Below are 22,715 nucleotides of genomic sequence, written 5' to 3'. Positions count from 1 at the left end.
CCTGGCGACCCCACATGGTGCCGCGGCCCCACATCGTCCCGCGGCCCCACATCGTCCCGCGACCCCACATCGTCCCGCGACCCGTTCCACGCTGCGTGCTCATGACGCCTCCTCAGGCATGAAGAACTGTTTCTTCGATGCGGGCTGGCACCCGGGGCGCGGGGACAGAGCGTCATTCGGTGTACGGACCGCACCCGGGACATTGCTTCCCGTCACCCGAACGGGGCAAGCACCGACAATCACGAGAGAGTGACGAACCGTTATGTCGTTACGGTGTGTCACAGAAGTTCACGTGTGGGTCATCCATTTGCGTGACGAACGGGGCCTTTGGGATCTGGCGCACCGTCCACAGGTGGTGCCCATGGGACGCGCGGGTACGAGGTCCGTCGTCCACACCCGTCCCCAGCCCTGTCCACAACCGGTGGACGGCCACCTACGCTGCGCCGCGTGCGGGAGACTGACGGGTCGGCGACCGAACGGGGTTCGTCCCTGCCCCTGGTGCTGGTCTGCTGGCTCGTCGCCGCGCTGATGGCGCTCGGTGCGGTGGCCGCCTCCGACGCCTTCCTCGAGCAGCAGTCCCTGCAGTCGGTGTGCGACGCGGCGGCCCTGGCCGCGGCGAACCAGGCCGACGAGGCCGCCGTCTACGCGGGCGGGATCCCCGACGGCACGCTGCCGCTCACGCGGGCCGGGGCGCAGGCGGCGGTCGCCGACTCGCTGGCCGACGGCGGCACCACCCTGGACTCCTGGTCGGCGGAGACCGACGGCGCCGAGGTGACGGTGCGCTGCACCCGGCACGTCGAGATCGCCTTCGGCTGGCTGTTCCTCGGCGGGCAGCCGCTGGAGCGCACCGCCGTCGCCGGAGCCCGGGCCCCGACCGTCCCCTGAGCGGGCTCGAGCGGCCCCGGACGGCGAACGGCCCCCGACCGCGAGGTCGGGGGCCGTCGATGTACCGGTGGCGGGTGAAGGATTCGAACCTTCGTAGGCTAAGCCGACGGATTTACAGTCCGCTCCCATTGGCCACTCGGGCAACCCGCCGTGGTGGTACCCGGGGAAGAGTACAAGACGGGCTCCGTCCGTCCGCCGGACCCCACCGGTGGACCGCGGGCCGCAGGAGAGAGGTGGGGACGTGGCCGACTCGTCCTTCGACGTCGTCAGCAAGGTCGACCGGCAGGAGGTGGACAACGCGCTGAACCAGGCGGCCAAGGAGCTGTCCCAGCGGTTCGACTTCCGGGGCACCAACGCCTCGATCGCCTGGGCCGGCGAGGAGGGGGTCACCCTCAGCGCCGACACCGAGGAGCGGGTCAGCGCCGCGCTGGAGGTGTTCAAGGAGAAGCTGATCAAGCGGAGCATCTCGCTGAAGGCCCTCGACGCCGACGAGCCGCAGGCCTCCGGCCGGTCGTACAAGATCTCCGCCCGCATCAAGCAGGGGATCGAGTCCGACGTCGCCAAGAAGCTCGCCAAGCTGATCCGCGACGAGGGCCCCAAGGGCGTGCAGGCCCAGATCCAGGGCGACCAGCTCCGGGTCAGCGGCAAGAAGCGGGACGACCTCCAGGCGGTGCAGCAGCTGCTGCGCGGCGCCGACCTCGACGTCGCCCTGCAGTTCGACAACTACCGCTGAGCCGGCGCACCCGGGAGCCGCGCACGACGGCGGGGCTCCCGGGTCAGTGCTCCAGCAGGACGACGTCGAGGGCGACCACCGCGACCGGGTCGGAGACGACCTCGACGGCGATCACCCGACCGCCGGAGACGGTGAACTCCAGCGCCGCGCGCACCCGGCCGGCCGACACGACCACGGCCCCGGGGACCCCGTCGACCAGCGCGGCGCGCGCTGCATGCGCCTCACCGAGGAAGGCACGAGCGACCGCGTCGCGGCCGTCGAGCCGATCGACGCCCCCCAGCGCCGCGACCGGGGCGTCGGCGCGGACCACGACGTCCGGGTCCAGCACGGCCAGCAGCCGCGTCAGGTCGCCTCCGCGAGCGGCGGCCAGGAACGCCTGCACCACCTCCCGGCGACGCCCGGCGTCCGCGACCGCGGTCGCGCCCGGCGCAGCGTCCCGCACACGGCGCCGGGCACGGCTGGCCAGCTGACGGGCCGCGGCCGGCGTGCGGTCGAGCACCACGGCGACCTCGTCGAACGGGACGGCGAAGAGGTCGTGCAGCACGAAGGCGAGCCGCTCCGGTGGCGCCAGCGTGTCGAGCACGACGAGCAGCGCGCCGCCGACGGCGTCGACGAGCACGGCCTCGGCCTCCGGCTCGCGGCCGCCGCCGGGGTCCGACCCCCGTGCCTCCAGCGACTCCTCGCGTCGGGCGGCCCGGCGCCGGAGCTCGTCGAGGCAGATCCGCCCGACGACCGCGGTCAGCCAGGCACCCAGGTTGTCGACGCCGGCCGCACCGGTCCGCTGCAGGCGCAGCCAGGCCTCCTGGACGGCGTCGTCCGCCTCGTCCGCGGACCCGAGCAGCCGCTGGGCGACCGCTCGCAGGTGCCGGCGGTGGGCCTCGAAGCGCTCGGCCAGGAGCAGGTCGGCCCGCGCCGCGTCCTCGGTCACCCGTCACATCCTCCTGCCGCGTTCCGTCGAAGGGATGACGGCGACGCCGTCGAGCCCGTCCGGGCGGCCGGTGCCCGGCCGGCCGCCGACCCCCGCCGACAGGACCTCCCGTGACTCACGATCTCCGCAGCACCGTCCTCCTGCGCAGCGAGGAGACCGGCGGCGCCGTGTCCCTCGTCGAGAACGTCGTCCCGCCGCGCAGCGCAGGACCGCCGCTGCACCGGCACGACTTCGATGAGGCCTTCTACGTCCTGGACGGTGAGCTGGTGTTCCGTGTGGGCGAGGACCTGGTCGTCCGGACCCCCGGGCAGCTGGCCTTCGCCCCGCGCGGCGCCGCGCACGCGCTCGCGAACCGCCGCGACGCCCCCGCGCGGTACCTGCTGGTGTGCACCCCGGCCGGGTTCGAGCGCCAGTTCGCCCGGATGGCCGCCGAGGCGCGCGGCACCGAGCCGCCGCCCTGGGCCCTGCGGCCGGTCCCCGCCGTGGTTCCGCTCGGCCCACCGATCCCGCGGGACGTCCTCGACCGGCTGGGCTGAGCCGCGACGACCCAGGAAGCGCGACTCAGGCCAGCGGAGCCGTGCCCGCGGGGGCCGGCGTGACCGGCACCCAGTCCAGGTGCTTGCCGGTGCGCGCGTCGCCGGAGGAGCGGCCGCGCAGGTGGCGGCCCAGCCACGGCAGCACGTGCTCGCGGTAGTAGCGGACCTCGGCGCGCAGCCGGCGCGGGGTCTCGGGCCCCGGGTCGACGGCCGCGGCGGCGACGTCGTGGCCCAGCGTCGCCAGCACCAGCGACGCCACGCGCCGGTGCCCGGCCGGGCCGAGGTGGAGCCGGTCGGGCGACCAGTAGCCGGCGCGGCGGAGCTCGGCGTCGGCGAAGGCGTTGACGAAGGTCGCGCCGTGCCGGGCGGCGATCTCCTCCAGCGCGACGGTCAGCTGCGCGGCACGGCGGTGCATCGTGGCGCCGAACGGCAGCCGGCCCGACGGGTCCGCCCCGCTGATGAGCACCAGCTGCACGCCCGACTCGACGACCCGGCCCACCGCCTGCTCGGTCAGCCCCAGCAGGCGCCGCGCGTCGACCCCGGGCCGCATGATGTCGTTGCCGCCGCCGTTGAGGGTGAGGAGCGTGGGCGCCGGGGCCAGACCCAGCGCCGCCGGGACCTGCTCGGTGACGATCGGTGCCAGCAGCCGGCCGCGGACGGCGAGATTCGCGTACTGCACCGGACCGTCGGTGGCCGCGGCGAGCCCGCCGGCGACCAGGTCGGCCCAGCCACGGACCGCGCCGTCGGCCAGCTCGTCGCCGACCCCCTCGGTGAAGCTGTCCCCCACCGCCACGAACCGCACCGCACCGCTTCCCGTCCGCACGGGAGGCGAGCCTAGGACCGGTCCACGGCCATCTGCTCCAGCCGGGCGATGCGCTCGGCCATCGGCGGATGGGTGGCGAACCACGTGGCCAGCCCCCGGCCGCGGAACGGGTTGGCGATCATCAGGTGGCTCTGGGCGACCAGCCGGTCCTCCTGCGGCAGTGGCCGGGCGCCCGCCCCGCGTTCGATCTTGCGCAGCGCCGACGCGAGCGCGAGCGGGTCGCCCGACAGCTGCGCGCCCGTGGCGTCGGCCTGGTACTCGCGGCTGCGGCTGACCGCCAGCTGCACCAGTCCGGCGGCCACCGGGCCGAGGACGACCAGCAGGAGGGCGCCGAGCGCGTTGCCACCCCCGCGGTCGTCGCCGGCCCGGCCGCCGAACAGGGAGGCGAACATCGCCATGTGCGCCAGGTAGGTGATCACCGTGGCCATCGCGGCCGCCACCGAGCTGATCAGGATGTCGCGGTTGTAGACGTGGGACAGCTCGTGGGCCAGGACGCCGCGCAGCTCGCGGCGGTCGAGCAGCTCGAGGATGCCCTGGGTGCAGCACACGGCGGCCCGGCGCGGATTGCGGCCGGTGGCGAAGGCGTTCGGCTGCTCGGTCGGGCTGACGTACAGCCGGGGCATGGGCTGGCGCGCCTCGGTCGCCAGGTCGCGCACCATCGCGTACAGCTGCGGGGCCTGGGTCTCGGTGACGGGGAACGCCCGCATCGCCCGCAGCGCGAGCTTGTCGGAGTTGAAGTACGCGAACCCGTTGACGGCCAGCGCGACCACCAGGGCGACGGCGAGCCCGCCCCGGCCGCCGATGAGCGCACCCGCCGCGAGGATGAGCCCGCCCATCAGGCCCAGCAGCAGGGCCGTCTTCACGGCGTTGGTCCAGCGGTGCACGCCCGGTCAACGCGGCTCCGGGGGGCGCCGTTCCCCACGCCCCCGGACCGGTTGCGCCACGGCACGATGGACCGCGGGCCGAGGGGTTTCTGATGCGCGGGAGCCGCGGCCACGACGTCCGACGGCGGGCGATCGCACACCCTCACGTTCCCCCGAGTGTGCGATCCCACAGCACTGGTTCGTCACACCCACGTAACCTCGCCCGGTGGAGGTAATGCACTGATGACTGCGACCGACCCGGCCGTGACGGCGGGCAGCTCTGCGCCTGGTGGCCTCGTGAAGAGCGTCGTCGAGCTCGACCGCGTGGTGATCCGGCTCGCCGGTGACTCCGGCGACGGCATGCAGCTGACCGGAAACCGGTTCACGAGCGAGACCGCGTCCTTCGGCAACGACCTGTCGACGCTGCCCAACTTCCCCGCGGAGATCCGGGCACCTACGGGGACCCTGCCGGGGGTCAGCAGCTTCCAGCTGCACTTCGCCGACCACGACATCATGACGCCGGGCGACGCCCCCGACGTCCTCGTGGCGATGAACCCGGCGGCGCTGAAGGCCAACCTCGCCGACCTTCCCGGCGGCGGGCTGCTGATCGTCGACTCCGACGAGTTCACCTCGCGCAACCTGGCGAAGGTCGGCTACGCGGCCAACCCGCTCGAGGACGGGTCGCTGGAGGGCTGGCAGACCGTCGCCGTGCCGCTGACCAGCATGACGCTGGAGGCGCTCGCCCACTCCGGCCTGGGCAAGAAGGAGGCCGAGCGGAGCAAGAACATGTTCACGCTCGGGCTGCTGTCGTGGATGTACCACCGCCCGACCGAGGGCACGGTCCGCTTCCTCGAGCGCCAGTTCCGCCGCAAGCCCGACATCGCGGCGGCCAACATCGCGGCCTTCCGCGCGGGCTACAACTACGGCGAGACCACCGAGGCGTTCGCGGTCTCCTACGAGATCAAGCCGGCCCCGATGGCCCCGGGGAAGTACCGCAACATCTCCGGCAACCAGGCGCTGTCGCTGGGCCTCGTGGCGGCCGGCCAGCGCTCCGGGCTGCCGATCTTCCTCGGCGCCTACCCGATCACGCCGGCGTCGGACATCCTGCACGAGCTGTCCAAGCACAAGGCCTTCGGCATCCGGACGTTCCAGGCCGAGGACGAGATCGCCGGCGTGGCGTCGGCGATCGGCGCATCCTTCGGCGGCGCGCTCGGCATCACGACGACGTCCGGGCCGGGTGTCTCGCTGAAGTCCGAGGCGATCGCCCTGGCGGTGATGATCGAGCTGCCGCTGATCGTCGTCGACGTGCAGCGCGGCGGGCCCTCGACCGGCCTGCCCACCAAGACCGAGCAGTCGGACCTGCTGCAGTCGATGTTCGGGCGCAACGGCGAGGCGCCGCTGCCGGTGATCGCGCCACGCTCCCCCGGTGACTGCTTCGACGCCGCCATCGAGGCCGCGCGCATCGCGCTCACCTACCGGACGCCGGTGATCCTGCTGTCCGACGGCTACCTGGCCAACGGCTCCGAGCCGTGGGCGGTGCCGGCCGGCGCGGACCTCCCGGACCTCACCGGGGCGGTCGGTTTCGCGACCGAGCCCAACGGTGCCGACGGCGAGTTCCTGCCCTACCTGCGCAACCCGGAGACCCTCGCCCGCCCGTGGGCGATCCCGGGGACGGCGGGCATGCAGCACCGCGTGGGTGGGCTGGAGAAGGCCGACGGGACCGGCAACATCTCCTACGACCCGGAGAACCACGACTTCATGGTCCGCACCCGGCAGGCGAAGATCGACGGCATCGCCGCGTCGATCCCCGCCACCGAGGTCGACGACCCGGACGGCGACGCCCGGGTGGCCGTGATCGGCTGGGGTTCCACGTACGGGCCCATCGGTGCCGGCTGCCGGCGGGTCCGCCGCTCCGGCCGCAAGGTGGCGCAGATCCACCTGCGTCACCTCAACCCGTTCCCGGCCGATCTGGGCGAGGTCCTGCGGCGCTACGACCGGGTGGTCTGCCCGGAGATGAACCTCGGCCAGCTCGCGCTGCTGCTGCGGGCGAAGTACCTCGTCGACGTCCAGAGCCACACGCAGGTGCGGGGGCTGCCCTTCCGGGCCGCCGAGCTCGCCGCCGTGCTGCAGGACGTCATCGACTCCACCAGCGGCGCAGAACTCGCCGCGGACCCCACCGGAGGCGCGGAATGAGCACCATCGACCTCGGCATGCCCCTCGAGGGTCCGATCGCCGACGCCATCACCTCCTCGGTGGCGTCGCAGGGCGAGAAGCAGACCGCCCTCAAGGCGAAGGACTTCAAGACCGACCAGGAGGTGCGCTGGTGCCCCGGGTGCGGTGACTACGTCATCCTCAACGCGGTCCAGAGCTTCCTGCCCTCGCTCGGCATCGCCCGCGAGGACATGGTGATCGTGTCCGGGATCGGCTGCTCCTCGCGGTTCCCGTACTACATGAACACCTACGGGATGCACTCGATCCACGGCCGCGCGCCGGCGATCGCCACCGGCCTGGCCGCCTCCCGTCCCGACCTGTCGGTGTGGGTCGTGACCGGCGACGGCGACTCGCTGTCGATCGGCGGCAACCACCTCATCCACGCGCTGCGCCGCAACGTCAACATCACGATCCTGCTGTTCAACAACCGGATCTACGGGCTGACCAAGGGCCAGTACTCGCCGACCTCGGAGGTCGGGAAGGTCACCAAGTCCACCCCGATGGGCTCGCTGGACCACCCGTTCAACCCGGTCTCGCTGGCCCTCGGCGCGGAGGCGACCTTCGTCGGCCGGGCGATGGACTCCGACCGCAAGGGGCTCACCGACGTGCTGCGGCAGGCGGCCGAGCACCAGGGCACCGCGCTGGTGGAGATCTACCAGAACTGCAACATCTTCAACGACGGCGCGTTCGACCTGCTCAAGGACCCGACTACCGGCGTGCAGTGGTCGATCCCGCTGGTCCACGGCGAGCCGCTGGTCTTCGGGCCCGAGGGTGCCGCCTGCGTCGTCCGCGACGACGTCGGTGGTCTGCGGATCGCCGAGACCAACCAGGTCCGGCCCGAGGAGATCGTCGTCCACGACGCGCACCGGGCCGACCCGGCGTACGCGTTCGCGCTGTCCCGGCTCTCGAGCCAGGACCTGCGCTACACGCCGATGGGCGTCTTCCGCTCGGTGCAGAAGCCGACCTACGACGCGATGATGGCCGAGCAGCTCGACGTCGCCGCGGCGGAGGGGTCCGCCGACCTCGACGCGCTGCTGGCCGGCAACGACACCTGGACCATCTCCGCCTGAGGGCGGACCGTCCCGCAGGGCCCGTCTCCCGCTGGGGGGCGGGCCCTGCGGCGTTCCTACGCCGCGGTCACGCGGAGGAGCACGTCGTCGCCGCCGCCGTTGTCGGTGGTCACGTAGAGGGCGCCGTCGGTGCCCAGCCGCGGGCTGCGGAGCCGCCCGTGGACGTCCTCGAGCTCGGGGACGCGGAACTGATCCACCAGGACACCGTCCGCGTCCAGCCGTAGCGCCAGCAGGCCGGTGTCCTTCTGGACTCCGACGACCAGCAGCCCCTCGTAGGCACCCCAGCGGCCGCCGGTCAGGAACGTGCCGCCGGAGGTGGCGATCGTCGGGCGCCCGGAGCTCCACACCGCGCCGACGGCGCCGGGGAGGTCCGGGTCGGTCATGGGGACGGTCTCGTCGTAGCTGCCGCCGCCGTCCGGGTCCCAGCCGTAGTTGGCTCCCGGCCGCAGGAGGTTGACCTCGTCGTCGCGGTCGGGGCCGTGCTCGACCGAGAACACCTGCCCGCTGCCGGGACGCAGCGCGAGCCCCTGGACGTTGCGGTGCCCGAAGGTCCAGATCAGGTCCTGCGCGCCGTCACCGGAGCCGACGAAGGGGTTGTCGGGCAGGGCCGCGCCGGTCGCCGGATCGGCCCGTAGCACCTTGCCGGCCAGGGTGGTCAGGTCCTGCGGATTGGTGCCGACGGCGTTGTCGCCGGTGCCCACCAGCAGCGCGCCGTCGGCGGCGAACGCGAGGCGGCAGCCGCCGTGCCGGCCCGACCGCTCGTTCGCCGGGATGCCGCCGATCAGGGGATCGGCCACCCGCGTGGCCGTCGACCAGTCCTCGGCCATGGTCCACGCGACGACCTCGATGCCGGCCGCGGTGCCGTCCCGCGCGCCCTGGCAGGTGTAGAAGCGGCGGCTCTCCCCCGATGCCGGATCCGGCGCCCGGCCGAACGCCGGGTCCAGCGCCAGCCCCATCAGGCCGGTCTCGCCCTCGGCGAAGAGGTCCCCGAAGTCGGCGGCCACCTCCCGGACGGTGCCGTCGGGCAGGACGGCGGTCAGCCCGCCGGCCCGCTCGTCGACCAGGAGGGTGCCGTCGGGCGCCTGGGCGACGTCCCACGGGTGGTCGAGCCCGTCGAGCACGACGGTGACCTCCAGCGCGGGCGCCCCCTCCGGCGGACGGGCGGCCGCGGGGGCGTCGTCGCCCCCGCCCGTGCAGGCGGCGAGCAGCGCCAGCATCAGCACCCCCGCCGCCGACGCGCGCGCGGTGGGGGGCACGGGGTCACTCAGCTGGTGCGGGTCACGACGTAGTCGCAGAGCGCGGACAGCGCCTCGCGGACGTCACCGGGCGGCACCTCCGCCAGGCGCTCGCGGGCCCGATCCGCGTACTCCCGCAGGACCGCCGTGGCGCGCTCCAGCGACGCCGAGGACCGCAGGAGGCCCAGGGCCTCGGCGTGCTCGGCGTCGTCGGTCACCGGCGCGGCGACCAGCTCGCGCAGCCGCGCCTCGGCGGGGTCGTCCCCGGCGAGCACGAACAGCACCGGCAGGGTGGCGATGCCCTCCCGCAGATCGGTGCCCGGCGACTTCCCGGAGGTGCCGGCCTCGCTGACGATGTCGAGGAGGTCGTCGGAGATCTGGAAGGCGACGCCCACCTCCTCGCCGAACTCCGTGAGCGCCTCGACGAGCGCGGCGTCGACCCCGGCGAACGTGGCGCCGAACCGGGCGGCGGTGGCCACCAGGGAGCCGGTCTTGTCGGCCAGCACCTCGAGATAGTGGTCGACGGGGTCGTCGCCGGGCGCGGGGCCGACGGTCTCCCGGATCTGACCGGTGACCAGCCGCTCGAAGGTGCGCGCCTGCACGCGGACCGCCTCCGGGCCCAGGCCGGCCAGGAGGTCGGAGGCGCGGGCGAACAGGAAGTCGCCGGTGAGGATCGCGACGCTGTTGGTCCAGCGGGTGTTGGCGCTCGGGGCACCGCGGCGGACGGGGGCCTCGTCCATGACGTCGTCGTGGTACAGCGTCGCCAGGTGGGTCAGCTCGCAGACCACCGCCGACGCCGTCACCTCGGGCGCCGCCGGGTCTCCGAGCTGCGCGGCCAGCAGCGCCAGCATGGGCCGGAACCGCTTGCCGCCGGCGGCCATGAGGTGTCCGGCCGCCTCCCGCACGAAGGGATGCGGGCTGTCGACCGACGCCGTCAGCGCCGTCTCCACGCCGGCCAGCCCCTCCGCGAGGGAGTCCCCGAGGGCGCCCTCGGGGAGCCAGGCACCGATCGTGGACGCCGGGGTGGACGCGCGGTGCCAGGCCTGGACGGATGGCGTTGCGTCGACTGCGGCGCGGGCTCCGGTCATCAGCCGACGAGATTAGCCGCCTGGCCTGCGAGGTCGAGCACCGACCCGGGCACGACCCCCAGTACCAGGGTCGCCGCGGCCGTCACCGCGAGCACGATGGTCGTCGGCAGGCCGGGGACGCCGACCGTCGGGCCGTCGGGCGCCGGCTCGGAGAAGTACATGAGGACGACGACCCGCAGGTAGAAGAACGCCGCCACGGCGCTGGTCAGGAGCGCCACGACGACCAGCGGCCAGGCGCCGTCGTCGATGGCGGCACGGAACACCGCGAACTTCCCGGTGAAGCCGCTCGTGAGCGGGATCCCCGCCAGCGCCAGGAGGAACAGCGTCATGACGGCGGCGATCACCGGCGACCGCTGCGCCAGCCCCGCCCAGGAGGAGAGGTGGGTGGCCTCGCCGTCGCCGTCCCGGATCATGGTGAGGACGGCGAACGCGCCGATCGTCGTGAGCCCGTACACCAGCAGGTAGAACATCGTGGCCGACAGGCCCGGGCTGTCGCCGGTCGCGTCGAAGCCGAGGACACCGGTGAGCAGGAAACCCGCGTGCGCGATCGAGGAGTACGCCAGCATCCGCTTGAGGTCGGTCTGGGTGAGGCCCAGCACCGCGCCCACGATCATCGAGACGATCGCGATGCCGTAGATCAGCGGCCGCCACGTCCACTCGTCGGTGCCGAAGCCGACGTAGAGCAGCCGCAGGATGGCGCCGAAGGCGGCCACCTTCGTGCAGGCCGCCATGAAGGCGGTGACGGGGGTGGGCGCGCCCTGGTAGACGTCCGGCGTCCAGGTGTGGAACGGCGCGACGCTGGCCTTGAACATCAGCCCGACGATCAGCAGCGCCAGCCCCAGGACCAGCAGGGTGTCGCCGCCGCCGTCGGTCACCGCCTCCTGGACCGCGGACAGCCGCACGCTGCCGGTGGCGCCGTAGACGAGGGCGAGGCCGTACAGGAAGAAGGCCGAGGCGAAGGCGCCCAGCAGGAAGTACTTGACGGCCGCCTCCTGGGAGAGCAGCCGGCGGCGGCGGGCGAGGCCGCACATCAGGTACAGCGGCAGGCTGAGCACCTCGAGCGCGACGAACATGACCAGCAGGTCGTTGGCCGCGACGAACAGCATCATCCCGCCGAGCGCGAAGGTGGCCAGCGGGTAGACCTCGGTCTGCACCCGCTCGGAGGTGAGCAGCTCCCGGTCGCGCGGGCTGCCCGCAGGGACGGCGGCCGCGGCGACGAACGACGACCGCGCCGGGTCCAGCGCGCGCTCGGCGAACAGCAGGATCGACAGGGCGCCCAGGCCGGCGATGGTGGCCTGCAGGAAGATCCCGGCACCGTCGACGGCCAGGGCATCGCCCGCGGTCACGTCCGCGCCGTCGCCGGACAGCTCGCGGGTGCTGGCCAGCAGGATCGCGCTGAGGAAGCCGCCCACGGTGCCGACGAGCGCCACGGCGAGCTGCACCGGGTGGCGGACCTCGCGCCGCGCGAACGCCTCGACGAGCACGCCGATGCAGGCCGCGCCGAACAGGAAGAGCAGCGGCGCCAGGGCCGCGTAGTCGAGATCGGGTGCCTCGATCATCAGTTCCCCGCCTCCGTCCGGGCAGCGTCGGTGTCGGCCTGCGGCTCGGCGCCGCCCGGGTCGCCGCCGACGTCGGAGATCGTCGCGGCGACGGCCGGCTCGATCAGGTCGATCAGCGGCTGCGGGTAGACGCCGAGCACGATGATCAGCGCCACGAGGGGGGACGCCACGGCGATCTCCCGGCGGCTGAGGTCGGGGACCCGCCGGGCCGTCGCGGGCGCGGCGGTCACCGTGGCGGTGGCGGTCGCGCCGCCGGTGTCCCCGGCGGGACCGGCCGGTTCCCCGCCGTCCGGCGTCGCCAGGTCGTGCCCGCCCATCAGCCCGCGGGCCGGGCCGTGCATGGTGCGCTGGTACATGAGCAGCACGTAGAGCGCGGCCAGGATGATGCCGACGGTGGCCACGATCGTGAACACCGGGCGGCTGGGGTAGGAGCCGACGAGCACCAGGAACTCGCTCACGAAGCTGTTGGTGCCGGGCAGGGCCAGCGAGGCGAGTCCGGCGACGAGGAAGACACCGGCCAGCACGGGGGCCTGCGCGGCCACGCCGCCGTAGTCGGAGATGCGCCGGGAGCCGCCGCGGGCGATGAGCATGCCGACCACGAGGAACAGCAGGCCGGTCGCGAGGCCGTGGTTGACCATGTAGAGCACCGCGCCGGTGGCGGCCTCGGTGGTGAACACGAAGATCCCGAGCGCGATGAACCCGAAGTGGGCGACCGACGTGTAGGACACCAGCCGCTTCATGTCGCTCTGCCCCATCGCCAGCAGCGCCGCGTACAGCACCCCGGCGACGGCGAGGGCGAGCACGTACGGCGCGAAGTCGCGCGAGGCGTCGGGGAACAGCGGCAGGCAGTAGCGCAGGAAGCCGAACGTGCCCACCTTGTCCAGGACGCCGACCAGCAGCACCGCTCCCCCGACCGGGGCCTCGGCACCGGCGTCGGGCAGCCAGGTGTGGAAGGGCACCAGCGGCGCCTTGATCGCGAACGCGACGAAGAAGCCGAGGAACAGCAGCTTCTGCACGTCGGGGTCGATGTCGATGGCGTTCAGCACCTCGAAGGCGAAGCTGCCCTCGCCCTGGTTCGCGCTGACCACGTACAGGCCGATCACCGCGGCCAGCATGATCAGGCCGCCGACCAGGCTGTACAGGAAGAACTTGACCGCCGCGTACTGCCGTCGCGGACCGCCGAAGCTGCCGATCAGGAAGTACATCGGGACGAGCATCGCCTCGAAGAAGACGTAGAACAGGAAGACGTCGGTCGCGGCGAAGACCCCGACCATCAGCGCCTCGAGCAGCAGGATCCAGGCGAAGAACACCGTCATCGACCGCGTGCCGACCGGCTCGTCGTCCCACGAGGCCCCGATCACCACTGGCACGAGGACGCCGATCAGGAGCAGCATCACCAGGGCGATGCCGTCGACGCCCAGGGCGAAGGACACCCCGAAGTCCTCGATCCAGGAGACCGAACTGGTCAGCTGGAACCGGTCGCCGCCGGCGTCGAACGCCACGGTGGCCAGGACGGCCAGCAGCAGCACCACGAGGCTGACGCCGAGGGAGATCTGCTTGGCCAGCAGGTCGCGCCCCCTCGGGAGCGCCGCGACGACGGCCGCCCCGACCGCGGGCACCGCGATCATGAGCAGCAGGAACGGGAAGTCACTCATGGTCGCCTCCGCAAGCTACGGCTCGCCCGCCACGGTGGGCACGTTCTCGGCCGGTCGTCGTCCCGCGCGCAGTGCTCGGCTGTCCGCTCATCCGGCCGTCACCGCCAGCAGCGCGCCCGCGACCAGCACCGCGCCGCCGAGCATCCCCATCGCGTAGGTGCGCACGAAGCCGGTCTGGGCGCGGCCCAGCCGGGACGAGGAGCCGCCCAGCCCGGCCGCGAGCCCGTTGACCGCGCCGTCCACCCCGCGGTTGTCCACCCACACCAGCGCGCGGGTCAGCCACTGGCCCGGGCGCATGAACAGCGACTCGTTGATCGCGTCGGCGTACAGCGCCTTGCGCGCTGCGCGGGTGACCACCGAGACCCGCTCGGGCGCCACCACGGGCACCTCGCGCCGGCCGACGAACAGCCAGGCGGCCAGCACCCCGAGGACCATCACGGCGGTGACGACGGTCGCGACCACGGCGGGCGCGATGACGTGCTCGGCCTCGTGCGGCTCACCGAACACCGGGGCCAGCCACTCGTCGAGCGGGAAGACCTGCACGAGCAGGAAGCCGGCCGCGACCGAGCCGACGGAGAGCACGACCATCGGCACCGTCATGACCGACGGCGACTCGTGCGGGTGCGGCGCGGGCCGGCCGGGGGCCGAGGGCGCCCAGCGCGCCCGGCCGAAGAAGGTCATGAGCATGAGCCGGGTCATGTAGAAGGCGGTGAGCCCGGCGCCGAGGACGGCGACGCCGCCCAGCACCCAGCCCGACACCCCGCCGCGGTCGAGCGCGGCCTCGATGATCGCGTCCTTGGTCCAGTAGCCGGACAGGAACGGGAAGCCGATCAGGGCCAGGTAGCCCAGCCCGAAGGTGACGAAGGTGATCGGCAGCTTCCTGGCCAGCCCGCCGAAGCGGCGCATGTCCACCTGGTCGTCCATGGCGTGCATGACCGACCCGGCGCCGAGGAACAGGCCGGCCTTGAAGAACCCGTGGGTCAGCAGGTGGGCGATGGCGGCGGCGTAGCCGACCGGGCCGAGTCCGACGGCCAGGAACATGTAGCCGATCTGGCTGACCGTCGAGTAGGCCAGCACCTTCTTGATGTCGTCGTAGGCGCAGCCGGCGATCGCGCCGATCATCAGCGTGACCGCGCCGACGACCAGGACGACGGTGCGGGCCGTCTCGGTCAGGTCGTAGATCGGCGCCGACCGGGCGATCAGGTAGACGCCCGCGGTCACCATGGTCGCCGCGTGGATGAGGGCCGAGACCGGCGTCGGGCCCTCCATGGCGTCGGGCAGCCAGGCCTGCAGCGGGAACTGGCCGGACTTGCCGCAGGCGCCGAGGAGCAGCAGCAGCCCGATCGCGGTCACGGTGCCACCGGCGAGCAGGCCGACGGAGCCGAAGACGCCCTCGTAGGTGACGGTGCCCAGCTGGGCGAACATCACGAAGATCGCCAGGGCCAGGCCGACGTCGCCGACCCGGTTCATGATGAACGCCTTCTTGGCCGCCGTGGCCGCTGCCGGGCGCTCGTGCCAGAAGGCGATGAGCAGGTAGGAGGCCAGGCCCACGCCCTCCCAGCCGACGTACAGGGCGACGTAGTTGTCGCCGAGCACCAGCAGGAGCATCGCCGCGACGAAGAGGTTCAGGTAGGCGAAGAACCGCCGCCGGCGCGGGTCGTGCGCCATGTAGCCGATCGAGTAGACGTGGATCAGCGCGCCCACGCCGGTGATCAGCAGCGCGAAGACCGCCGACAGCGGATCGAACAGCAGCCCCGCGTCGACCTCCAGCGAGCCGGTGTCGATGAAGGTGAACAGGTGGACGGCGACCTGCCGGTCGTCGAGGGAGAACGCGCAGGCCAGCGCGATGACGAAGGCGATCGCCACGGTGGCGGTGCCCAGCAGGTGGCCCCAGCGGTCGGTGCGCCGGCCTCCGAGCAGCAGCACCGCGGCACCCGCGAGCGGGAGGGCGATCAGCAGCCAGGAGGCCGACAGCAGCCCGTCGGCGGGCACGGTGTCCATGTGTCCGGGATCCCCGTCTTCGTCAGTACTTGAGGAGGTTGGCGTCGTCGACCGACGCCGACCGGCGGGTCCGGTAGATCGACATGATGATCGCGAGCCCGACCACGACCTCGGCGGCGGCCACGACCATCACGAAGAAGGCCATGATCTGGCCGTCGACGGTGCCGGTGGCGCGGGCGAAGGTGACCAGCGTCAGGTTCACCGAGTTGAGCATCAGCTCCACGCACATGAACACGACGATCGCGTTGCGCCGCACGAGGACGCCGACGGCGCCGATCGTGAACAGCATCGCGGCGAGCACCAGGTAGTGGGCCAGGGTCACGAGCGGTTCCCCCCCGAGGCGCCGTCCCGGGTGCCCAGCGCGTCGTCCGGGCCGCCCAGCTGCGGCCGGCCCGTGGGATGTGGCATCTGGTCCACCTCCGCGGGCTCGATACCGGTGGCGAAGCTGTCCTCGGCCAGGGTCCCGTCGGGCAGCAGCGCGGGGGTCGCGACCGAGTTGGCGCGGGCGAAGACACCGGGGCCGGGCAGCGTCTGCGGCCGGTCGGTGGTGAGGAACCGGGCCCGCGAGAGCTCCTTCTGGGTGAGCCGGGTCCCGGGCTCGCGCTCGATGTGGGCGAGCACCATCGCGCCGAGGGCCGCGGTGATCAGCAGCGCGCTGGTCACCTCGAAGGCCAGCAGGTACCGGGTGAACAGCAGCTCGGCGATCGCCTCGATGTTGCTGGTCTCCCCGCCCTGGACGGCGTCCAGGCCCTCGGCGGAGAGGTCCTGCGTGGCCCGGGCGATCCCGGCGCCGACCAGTCCGGCGAAGCCGACGCCGAACACGATGGCCGCGATCCGCTGGCCGCGCAGGGTCTCCACGACCGAGTCGGAGGAGTCCCGGCCGACCATCATGAGCACGAAGAGGAACAGGATCATGATCGCGCCGGTGTAGACGATGATCTGCACCGCGCCGAGGAACGGCGCCTCCTGGACGACGTAGAAGACGCCGAGCGAGAGCATCGTGGTGACCAGCCACAGCGCCGAGTGGACGGCGTTGCGCGAGAACACCATCCCCAGCGCCCCGGCCAGTGCCAGGGGCCCGAGGATCCAGAAGACGACGGCCTCGCCCGTGCCCAGGGACACGCCCGTGTCCGCCGCCGCGGCCAGCGCCGTCACGGCGTCTCGCCGCGCTGGGTGGCGGCCAGGTAGTAGTCCTTCTCGTCCTCGCCCAGGCGCATGGGGTGCGGCGGCGACTCCATGCCCGGCAGCAGCGGGGCCATGAGCTGCTCCTTGGTGTAGATCAGGTCCCGTCGGTTGTCGTCGGCCAGCTCGAAGTCGTTGCTCATCGTCAGCGAGCGGGTCGGGCAGGCCTCGATGCACAGCCCGCAGAAGATGCAGCGCAGGTAGTTGATCTGGTAGACGCGCCCGTACCGCTCGCCGGGCGAGAAGCGGGCGTCCTCGGTGTTGTCCCCGCCCTCGACGTAGATGGCGTCGGCCGGGCACGCCCAGGCGCACAGCTCGCAGCCGACGCACTTCTCCAGGCCGTCGGGATGCCGGTTGAGCACGTGCCGCCCGTGGTAGCGCGGCTTGGTCACCTTGGGGACCTCCGGGTACTCCTCGGTCGTCACCTTGCGGAAGATCTGCGCGAAGGTGACGCCGAAGCCCTGCCCGGGGGCGGGGAGCAGGCTGCGGCGGCCCGCGGGCGCCGGGGCGGCGGACCGGCCGGCGGACCGCTCGACCTCGCCGCCCCGGGACGCCTGCGCGAGACCCTTCTCGCCGCCGCTCGTGGCCGGCGCGCGATCGGGTGCACGGTCAGGCATCGCCGTCCTCCTGTGCTTCGGGGCTGCGTGCGTCGGCGGGGAGCGCCGCACCGCTGGGGTCGTGGGCACGGCCGCCGCGGCGGCCGGTGGCCACCAGGCCGCCGTCGGCGCGGGCGGCCGCACCCACCGGCTCGGCGCGGCGCAGCCGCGGCGACGGCGGGACGACGAGGTCCATCGGCGGGACGGGGAAGCCGCCCTCGGCCCGGATCGGCCCGGTCCGCTGCGCCGGACGGCGCCGCGGCCCGGCCGGGGCCAGCACCTCGGGTTCGGGCTCGGTGGCCCGGATCGCGCCGGCGGTGGCCTTCTCCGCCGCGATCCGGGTGGTGCTGTTCTCCGCCCGGCCGAACATCCACAGGCCGCCCAGCACCAGCAGGGCGATCGGCACGCCGACGAACAGCGCCACCTGGCCGGTGGACAGGTCGGCCTCGCGGGACACGGTGCGCATGGTGGCGACGGCGAGGATCCAGACCAGCGCGGTCGGGACCAGCACCTTCCAGCCGAACCGCATGAACTGGTCGTAGCGCAGCCGGGGGAGCGTGCCGCGGAGCCAGATGAACACGAAGAGCGCGACGACGACCTTGAGGAAGAACCACAGCATCGGCCACCAGCCGGAGTTGGCGCCGTCCCAGATCGACAGCGGCCACGGGGCCCGCCAGCCGCCGAGGAACAGCGTCGCGGCCAGCGCGGAGACGGTGACCATGTTGATGTACTCGGCCAGGAAGAACAGCGCAAACTTCAGCGACGAGTACTCGGTGTGGAAGCCGCCGACCAGCTCGCTCTCGGCCTCGGGCAGGTCGAACGGCGCCCGGTTGGTCTCCCCCACCACCGCGATGGCGTAGATGACGAAGCTGACCGGGAGCAGCACGGCGAACCAGCTCGGGCCGGTGAACTCCCAGCCGAAGAAGGAGACCTCGTTGCCGTTCGCCTGGGCGGCGACGATCTCCGAGGTGGACATCGACCCCGCGTAGAGGAAGACGGCGACGATCGACAGCCCCATCGCGATCTCGTAGCTGACCATCTGCGCGGCGCTGCGCAGGCCACCGAGCAGCGGATAGGTCGAGCCGGAGGCCCAGCCGGCCAGCACGATGCCGTAGACGCCCATCGCCGAGCAGGCCAGGACGATCAGCACCCCGATGGGGGCGTCGGTGAGCTGGAGCGGGGTGCGCTCGCCGAAGATGCTGACGGACGGGCCCATCGGGATGACCGAGAACGCGAGGAACGCCGGGACGGCGGCGATCACCGGGGCCAGGAAGTACACCGGCTTGTCGGCCAGCGCCGGCATGATGTCTTCCTTGAACGCGAGCTTGAGGCCGTCGGCCAGGCTCTGCAGGTAGCCGCGGGGGCCGACCCGGTTGGGGCCGATCCGCTGCTGCATCCGCGAGACGACCTTGCGCTCGAAGACGATCGCGAACAGCGTCATCACCACGAGGACGACGAAGACGCCGACGACCTTGATGAGGACGATCCACCAGACGTCGGTGCCGAAGTCCTCGAGGGTCGGCTGCTCGGGGCTGGCCAGCAGGCTCACGCGGCACCTCCGGCGGCCGAGAGACGGACGACGCCGCCGGGGGCGGTGCCGAGCCCGGTGCGGACCTCGCTGCCCGGCGAGCGCATCGGCAACCAGACCACCCGGTCGGGCATCTCGGTGACCCGGACCGGGAGCGTCAGGGACCCTGCCGCGCCGGTCACCGTGAGGCGGTCGCCGTCGGTCAGTCCGAGCCGGGCCGCGGCCTCCCGGCCGATCCGGGCGACCGGCGGGCGGGCCGTGCCGGCCAGCTCGGGCTCGTCGCGCTGCAGGGTGCCGATGTCGATCAGCTGCCGCCAGGAGGCGAGCACCGCGTCGCCCTCCCCGAGCTCCGCGTCGGGGGCGGGGGCGACGTCCAGGCCGGTGACCGGCGCCTGGGTGGCGGGGAGGCCGAGCCGGCCCAGCTCCGCCCGCGCGGCCCCGACGTCGGGCAGGCCGAGGTCCACGCCCATGGCCTCGGCCAGCCCGTGCAGGACCCGGCCGTCGGGAAGCTGGCCGCTGCCGTGCAGCGTGGCGTCGAAGGACCGCACCCGGCCCTCCCAGTCGAGGTAGCTGCCGGCCTTCTCCGGCGCCGCGGCGACCGGCAGGACGACGTCGGCGTGGTCGGTGACCGCGCTGGGCAGCAGCTCCAGGCTGACCACGAACCCGGCCGAGGCCAGTGCCGCCTCGGCGAGCCGGGGGTCGGGCAGGTCCGCGGGGTCGACGGCGCCGACCAGCAGGCCGCCGAGCTCGCCGTCGCGGGCGGCGGTGAGGATGCCGGTGGTGTCCCGTCCGGGAGCGGTGGCCAGCGCGTCGGGGGCCAGCCCCCACAGCGCGGCGACCTCGCCCCGGTGCGTGGCGTCGGCGACGACGCGGCCGCCGGGCAGCAGGCCGGGCAGGGCGCCGGCCTCCACCGCCCCGCGCTCACCCGCCCGACGGGGCACCCACGCCACGCGGGCGCCGGTGACGCGGGCGAGCTCGGTCAGTGCGCTGAACGCGCCGGGGACCTCGGCCAGCCGCTCGCCGGCGAGCACGACGGCTCCCGGCTTCCGCAGCGCCTCGACCGCCGGTCCGCCCCAGGTGCCGGCGGCCAGCGCGGCCAGCGACCGGGCCTCGGTGCCCGGCAGCGTGCCCAGCACGGTGGCCTGCAGCTTCACGGCCGCGCGCGTGGCGAACGGGGCGAGGTCGAACACGGGCAGCCCGCGGGTGCGGACCGCGCGGCGCAGGCGGAGGAAGACGATCGGCGACTCCTCCTCCGGCTCGAAGCCGGCCAGCAGCACCGCCGGGGCCTCGCCCAGCTCGTCGTAGGTGACCGCGCCGGCCCCCGGGAACCGGCCGGCGACCCGGGCGGCGAGGAAGGCCTCCTCCTCGGCCGAGTGCGCGCGGGCGCGGGCGTCGACGTCGGCCGTGCGGAGGGCCACGCGGGCGAACTTGGCGTAGGCGTAGGCGTCCTCGACGGTCAGCCGCCCGCCCGGGAGCACGCCGACCCCGCCGGCGGCGCGGGCGGCCGCGAGCCCGGCGGCGGCCGCCGCCCACGCCTCGGGCCAGGAGGCCGGCTGCAGCACGCCGTCGCGCCGCACCAGCGGCGTCGTGAACCGCTCGGTGGCGGTGGCGTACCGGAACGCCCAGCGACCCTTGTCGCAGTTCCACTCCTCGTTGACCTGCGGGTCGTCACCGGCCAGCCGGCGCAGCACCCGGCCGCGGCGGTAGTCGGTGCGCTGGGCGCAGCCCGACGCGCAGTGCTCGCAGACGCTGTCCTCGCTGCGCAGGTCGAACGGGCGGGAGCGGAACCGGTACTGGGCGCTGGTGAGCGCGCCCACCGGGCAGATCTGGGTGGTGTTGCCCGAGAAGTAGGACTCGAAGGGCTCGTCCTGGTAGATCGCCACCTGCTCCAGCGCGCCGCGCTCGAACAGCTCGATGAAGGGGTCGCCGGCGACCTGCTGGGAGAACCGGGTGCAGCGCGCGCACAGCACGCAGCGCTCGCGGTCCAGCAGCACCTCGCTGCTGATGGGCAGCGGCTTGGGGTAGGTCCGCTTGACGTCGACGAACCGGCTCTCGGCGCGCCCGTTGCTCATCGCCTGGTTCTGCAGGGGGCACTCGCCGCCCTTGTCGCAGACCGGGCAGTCCAGCGGGTGGTTGATCAGCAGCAGCTCCATGGTGCCCTGCTGGGCCTTGTCGGCGACCGGGCTGGTCAGCTGCGTCTGCACCACCATGCCCTCGGTCACCGGCATGGTGCAGGAGGCCACCGGCTTGCGCTGGCCCTCCACCTCGACCAGGCACTGGCGGCACGCGCCGACCGGCTCGAGCAGCGGGTGGTCGCAGAACCGGGGGATCTGCACGCCGATCTGCTCGGCCGCGCGGATGATCAGCGTCCCCTTGGGCACCGCGACGTCGAAGCCGTCGATCGTGCAGCGGACGGCGTCGGGCGGGGTGTGCGGGCCCGGGGCGCCGGGCGGGATCGCCGCGGCCGGCTCCGGAGAGGTCGGCGTGAGGGTCACGAGGCGGCTCCGACGGGCTCGAGGCGGAGGGAACGGCCCAGACGCGCCTGCTCCTCGGGGGGCAGCAGCGCGATGTACTCGTCCCGGAAGTACTTCAGCGAGCTGGCGATGCAGCTGGTCGCGCCGTCGCCGAGGGCGCAGAACGAGCGGCCGAGGATGTTGTCGCAGGTGTCGGTCAGCAGGTCGAGGTCGGTGGCGGTGCCGCGCCCCTCGACCAGCCGCTCCAGGATCTGGACCAGCCAGTACGTGCCCTCCCGGCAGGGGGTGCACTTGCCGCAGCTCTCGTGCGCGTAGAACTCGGTGAACCGCAGGGTGGCCTCGACGATCGAGTCGGTCTCGTCGAACACCATGAGCGCGGTGGTGCCCAGCATCGAGCCCGCGGCGGCGACCGAGTCGAAGTCCAGCGGCACGTCGAGGTGCTCGGCGGTGAAGTACGGCGTCGACGAGCCGCCGGGGGTCCAGAACTTGAGCTCGTGGCCCGGGCGGATGCCGCCGGCCATCTCCAGCAGCTCGCGCATCGTCGTCCCCATGGGGGCCTCGTACTGGCCGGGACGCACGACCCGGCCCGACAGCGAGTAGATCTTCGGACCGGGCGATTTCTCCGGGCCGAAGGCCTTGAACCAGTCGGCCCCGCCCCGGACGACGAAGGGCACGCTGGCCAGCGTCTCGACGTTGTTGATCACCGTCGGGGCGCCGTAGAGGCCGGCGACCGCGGGGAACGGTGGCTTGAGCCGCGGCTGCCCGCGGTAGCCCTCGAGGGAGTCCAGCAGCGCCGTCTCCTCGCCGCAGATGTAGGCCCCGGCGCCGGCGTGCACCACCAGCTCGAGGTCGTAGCCCGAGCCCAGGACGTCGGTACCGAGGTAGCCGGCGGCGTAGGCCTCCTGCACGGCCGCGACCAGCCGGCGGTGGGCGTGCACGGCCTCGCCGCGGACGTAGATGACCGCGTAGTGGCAGCGGATGGCGTACGCGGAGATGATCACGCCCTCCACCAGCGAGTGCGGGTCGGTCATCATCAGCGGCAGGTCCTTGCACGTGCCCGGCTCGCCCTCGTCGGCGTTGACCACGAGGTACTTGGGCTTGGCCGCCGGGCCGGTCGGGGTCTCCCCCGGCTTGGGCTGCGGGATGAAGCTCCACTTCATGCCCGTCGGGAACCCCGCGCCGCCGCGCCCGCGCAGGCCTGAGTCCTTGACCAGGGTGACCAGCTCGTCGGGCTCCATCGTCAGCGCGGTGCGCAGCGCGGCGTAGCCCTCCAGCGACTCGTAGGTGGCCAGCTTCCAGGGCTGGTCGGCGCCCCAGCGCGAGGTGAGGACGGGGGTGAGGGGCATCG

At 73.3% G+C, this 22,715-nt stretch carries 19 protein-coding genes and 1 tRNA gene; 5 read left to right on the top strand and 15 right to left on the bottom strand.

Annotated elements, in window-relative coordinates; translation table 11 throughout:
* The first annotated feature begins 447 nt into the window (after positions 1-447).
* Entirely contained in the window at positions 448-885 is a 438-nt protein-coding gene (locus BMY88_RS05740) for a pilus assembly protein TadG-related protein (RefSeq protein WP_091941121.1), read from the top strand.
* Between the two features lie 68 nt (positions 886-953).
* Here the strand turns inward: BMY88_RS05740 and BMY88_RS05735 are convergent.
* Positions 954-1,035 (bottom strand) — tRNA-Tyr (locus tag BMY88_RS05735).
* 91 nt (positions 1,036-1,126) lie between these two features.
* Here BMY88_RS05735 and BMY88_RS05730 point away from each other — a divergent pair.
* Positions 1,127-1,618, top strand: a complete 492-nt coding sequence (locus BMY88_RS05730; RefSeq protein WP_091941119.1) for a YajQ family cyclic di-GMP-binding protein — start codon at positions 1,127-1,129, stop codon at positions 1,616-1,618.
* Between the two features lie 43 nt (positions 1,619-1,661).
* Here BMY88_RS05730 and BMY88_RS05725 read toward each other — a convergent pair whose 3' ends face one another.
* A complete protein-coding gene (locus BMY88_RS05725; RefSeq protein WP_211435513.1) occupies positions 1,662-2,546 on the bottom strand; it encodes a sigma-70 family RNA polymerase sigma factor in 885 nt (294 codons plus the stop codon).
* Between the two features lie 110 nt (positions 2,547-2,656).
* On the opposite strand from BMY88_RS05725, the gene BMY88_RS05720 reads away from it, so the two are divergent.
* Positions 2,657-3,082 (top strand): cupin domain-containing protein, encoded by a 426-nt coding sequence (locus tag BMY88_RS05720; RefSeq protein ID WP_091941117.1) that lies wholly within the window; start codon positions 2,657-2,659, stop codon positions 3,080-3,082.
* Between the two features lie 25 nt (positions 3,083-3,107).
* Here BMY88_RS05720 and BMY88_RS05715 read toward each other — a convergent pair whose 3' ends face one another.
* The gene (locus BMY88_RS05715; RefSeq protein WP_244524470.1) at positions 3,108-3,905 is read right to left on the bottom strand and encodes an SGNH/GDSL hydrolase family protein; all 798 of its coding nucleotides are present in this window, start codon (positions 3,903-3,905) and stop codon (positions 3,108-3,110) included.
* Between the two features lie 11 nt (positions 3,906-3,916).
* Entirely contained in the window at positions 3,917-4,789 is an 873-nt protein-coding gene (gene htpX, locus BMY88_RS05710) for a zinc metalloprotease HtpX (RefSeq protein WP_091941113.1), read from the bottom strand.
* A gap of 222 nt (positions 4,790-5,011) precedes the next feature.
* Between htpX and BMY88_RS05705 the strand changes: the two genes are divergently transcribed.
* Together BMY88_RS05705 and BMY88_RS05700 are read left to right on the top strand one after the other, a co-directional pair.
* Positions 5,012-6,961 carry a 2-oxoacid:acceptor oxidoreductase subunit alpha gene (locus BMY88_RS05705; RefSeq protein ID WP_091941111.1) on the top strand — a complete coding sequence of 650 codons (1,950 nt, stop codon included), beginning with the start codon at positions 5,012-5,014 and terminating at the stop codon, positions 6,959-6,961.
* Positions 6,958-8,049, top strand: a complete 1,092-nt coding sequence (locus BMY88_RS05700) for a 2-oxoacid:ferredoxin oxidoreductase subunit beta (protein ID WP_091941109.1) — start codon at positions 6,958-6,960, stop codon at positions 8,047-8,049. The genes BMY88_RS05705 and BMY88_RS05700 overlap by 4 nt, the downstream gene beginning before the upstream one ends.
* Before the next feature lie 56 nt (positions 8,050-8,105).
* On the opposite strand, the gene BMY88_RS05695 is transcribed toward BMY88_RS05700, so the two are convergent.
* The 11 genes from BMY88_RS05695 to nuoF form a co-directional block, all read right to left on the bottom strand.
* The gene (locus BMY88_RS05695; RefSeq protein ID WP_244524468.1) at positions 8,106-9,305 is read right to left on the bottom strand and encodes a PQQ-dependent sugar dehydrogenase; all 1,200 of its coding nucleotides are present in this window, start codon (positions 9,303-9,305) and stop codon (positions 8,106-8,108) included.
* Between the two features lie 8 nt (positions 9,306-9,313).
* Entirely contained in the window at positions 9,314-10,372 is a 1,059-nt protein-coding gene (locus BMY88_RS05690) for a polyprenyl synthetase family protein (protein WP_091941106.1), read from the bottom strand.
* Positions 10,372-11,931 (bottom strand): NADH-quinone oxidoreductase subunit NuoN, encoded by a 1,560-nt coding sequence (nuoN, locus tag BMY88_RS05685; RefSeq protein ID WP_091941104.1) that lies wholly within the window; start codon positions 11,929-11,931, stop codon positions 10,372-10,374. The genes BMY88_RS05690 and nuoN overlap by 1 nt, the downstream gene beginning before the upstream one ends.
* A complete protein-coding gene (locus tag BMY88_RS05680; RefSeq protein ID WP_091941102.1) occupies positions 11,931-13,586 on the bottom strand; it encodes an NADH-quinone oxidoreductase subunit M in 1,656 nt (551 codons plus the stop codon). Before BMY88_RS05680 ends, nuoN begins: the two co-directional genes overlap by 1 nt.
* A gap of 87 nt (positions 13,587-13,673) precedes the next feature.
* Entirely contained in the window at positions 13,674-15,587 is a 1,914-nt protein-coding gene (gene nuoL / locus BMY88_RS05675; RefSeq protein ID WP_091941100.1) for an NADH-quinone oxidoreductase subunit L, read from the bottom strand.
* A 22-nt stretch (positions 15,588-15,609) separates the two neighbouring features.
* Entirely contained in the window at positions 15,610-15,909 is a 300-nt protein-coding gene (gene nuoK / locus BMY88_RS05670; protein ID WP_091941098.1) for an NADH-quinone oxidoreductase subunit NuoK, read from the bottom strand.
* Positions 15,906-16,742 (bottom strand): NADH-quinone oxidoreductase subunit J, encoded by an 837-nt coding sequence (locus BMY88_RS05665; protein WP_091941096.1) that lies wholly within the window; start codon positions 16,740-16,742, stop codon positions 15,906-15,908. The genes nuoK and BMY88_RS05665 overlap by 4 nt, the downstream gene beginning before the upstream one ends.
* The gene (nuoI, locus tag BMY88_RS05660) at positions 16,739-17,386 is read right to left on the bottom strand and encodes an NADH-quinone oxidoreductase subunit NuoI (protein WP_211435512.1); all 648 of its coding nucleotides are present in this window, start codon (positions 17,384-17,386) and stop codon (positions 16,739-16,741) included. Before nuoI ends, BMY88_RS05665 begins: the two co-directional genes overlap by 4 nt.
* On the bottom strand, positions 17,379-18,914 hold the full coding sequence (gene nuoH, locus BMY88_RS05655; RefSeq protein ID WP_091941094.1) for an NADH-quinone oxidoreductase subunit NuoH: 1,536 nt from the start codon (positions 18,912-18,914) through the stop codon (positions 17,379-17,381). The genes nuoI and nuoH overlap by 8 nt, the downstream gene beginning before the upstream one ends.
* Complete coding sequence (locus BMY88_RS05650) at positions 18,911-21,388, bottom strand: NADH-quinone oxidoreductase subunit G (protein WP_091941092.1); 2,478 nt, start codon at positions 21,386-21,388, stop codon at positions 18,911-18,913. Before BMY88_RS05650 ends, nuoH begins: the two co-directional genes overlap by 4 nt.
* Complete coding sequence (nuoF, locus tag BMY88_RS05645) at positions 21,385-22,713, bottom strand: NADH-quinone oxidoreductase subunit NuoF (protein ID WP_091941090.1); 1,329 nt, start codon at positions 22,711-22,713, stop codon at positions 21,385-21,387. Before nuoF ends, BMY88_RS05650 begins: the two co-directional genes overlap by 4 nt.
* Between the last annotated feature and the right edge of the window lie 2 nt (positions 22,714-22,715).

The sequence above is a fragment of the Trujillonella endophytica genome (assembly GCF_900110555.1).
Lineage (GTDB): Bacteria > Actinomycetota > Actinomycetes > Mycobacteriales > Geodermatophilaceae > Trujillonella > Trujillonella endophytica.
Note: the sequence above shows the minus strand (reverse complement) of the source record. Positions and strands in the feature narration are given on the sequence as shown.

Coding starts and splice junctions, on each gene's coding strand:
- BMY88_RS05705 (WP_091941111.1), top strand. CDS start 5,012: ATGACTGCGACCGACCCGGCCGTGACGGCGGGCAGCTCTGCGCCTGGT.
- BMY88_RS05700 (WP_091941109.1), top strand. CDS start 6,958: ATGAGCACCATCGACCTCGGCATGCCCCTCGAGGGTCCGATCGCCGAC.
- BMY88_RS05690 (WP_091941106.1), bottom strand. CDS start 10,372: ATGACCGGAGCCCGCGCCGCAGTCGACGCAACGCCATCCGTCCAGGCC.
- nuoN (WP_091941104.1), bottom strand. CDS start 11,931: ATGATCGAGGCACCCGATCTCGACTACGCGGCCCTGGCGCCGCTGCTC.
- BMY88_RS05680 (WP_091941102.1), bottom strand. CDS start 13,586: ATGAGTGACTTCCCGTTCCTGCTGCTCATGATCGCGGTGCCCGCGGTC.
- nuoL (WP_091941100.1), bottom strand. CDS start 15,587: ATGGACACCGTGCCCGCCGACGGGCTGCTGTCGGCCTCCTGGCTGCTG.
- nuoI (WP_211435512.1), bottom strand. CDS start 17,386: ATGCCTGACCGTGCACCCGATCGCGCGCCGGCCACGAGCGGCGGCGAG.
- nuoF (WP_091941090.1), bottom strand. CDS start 22,713: ATGCCCCTCACCCCCGTCCTCACCTCGCGCTGGGGCGCCGACCAGCCC.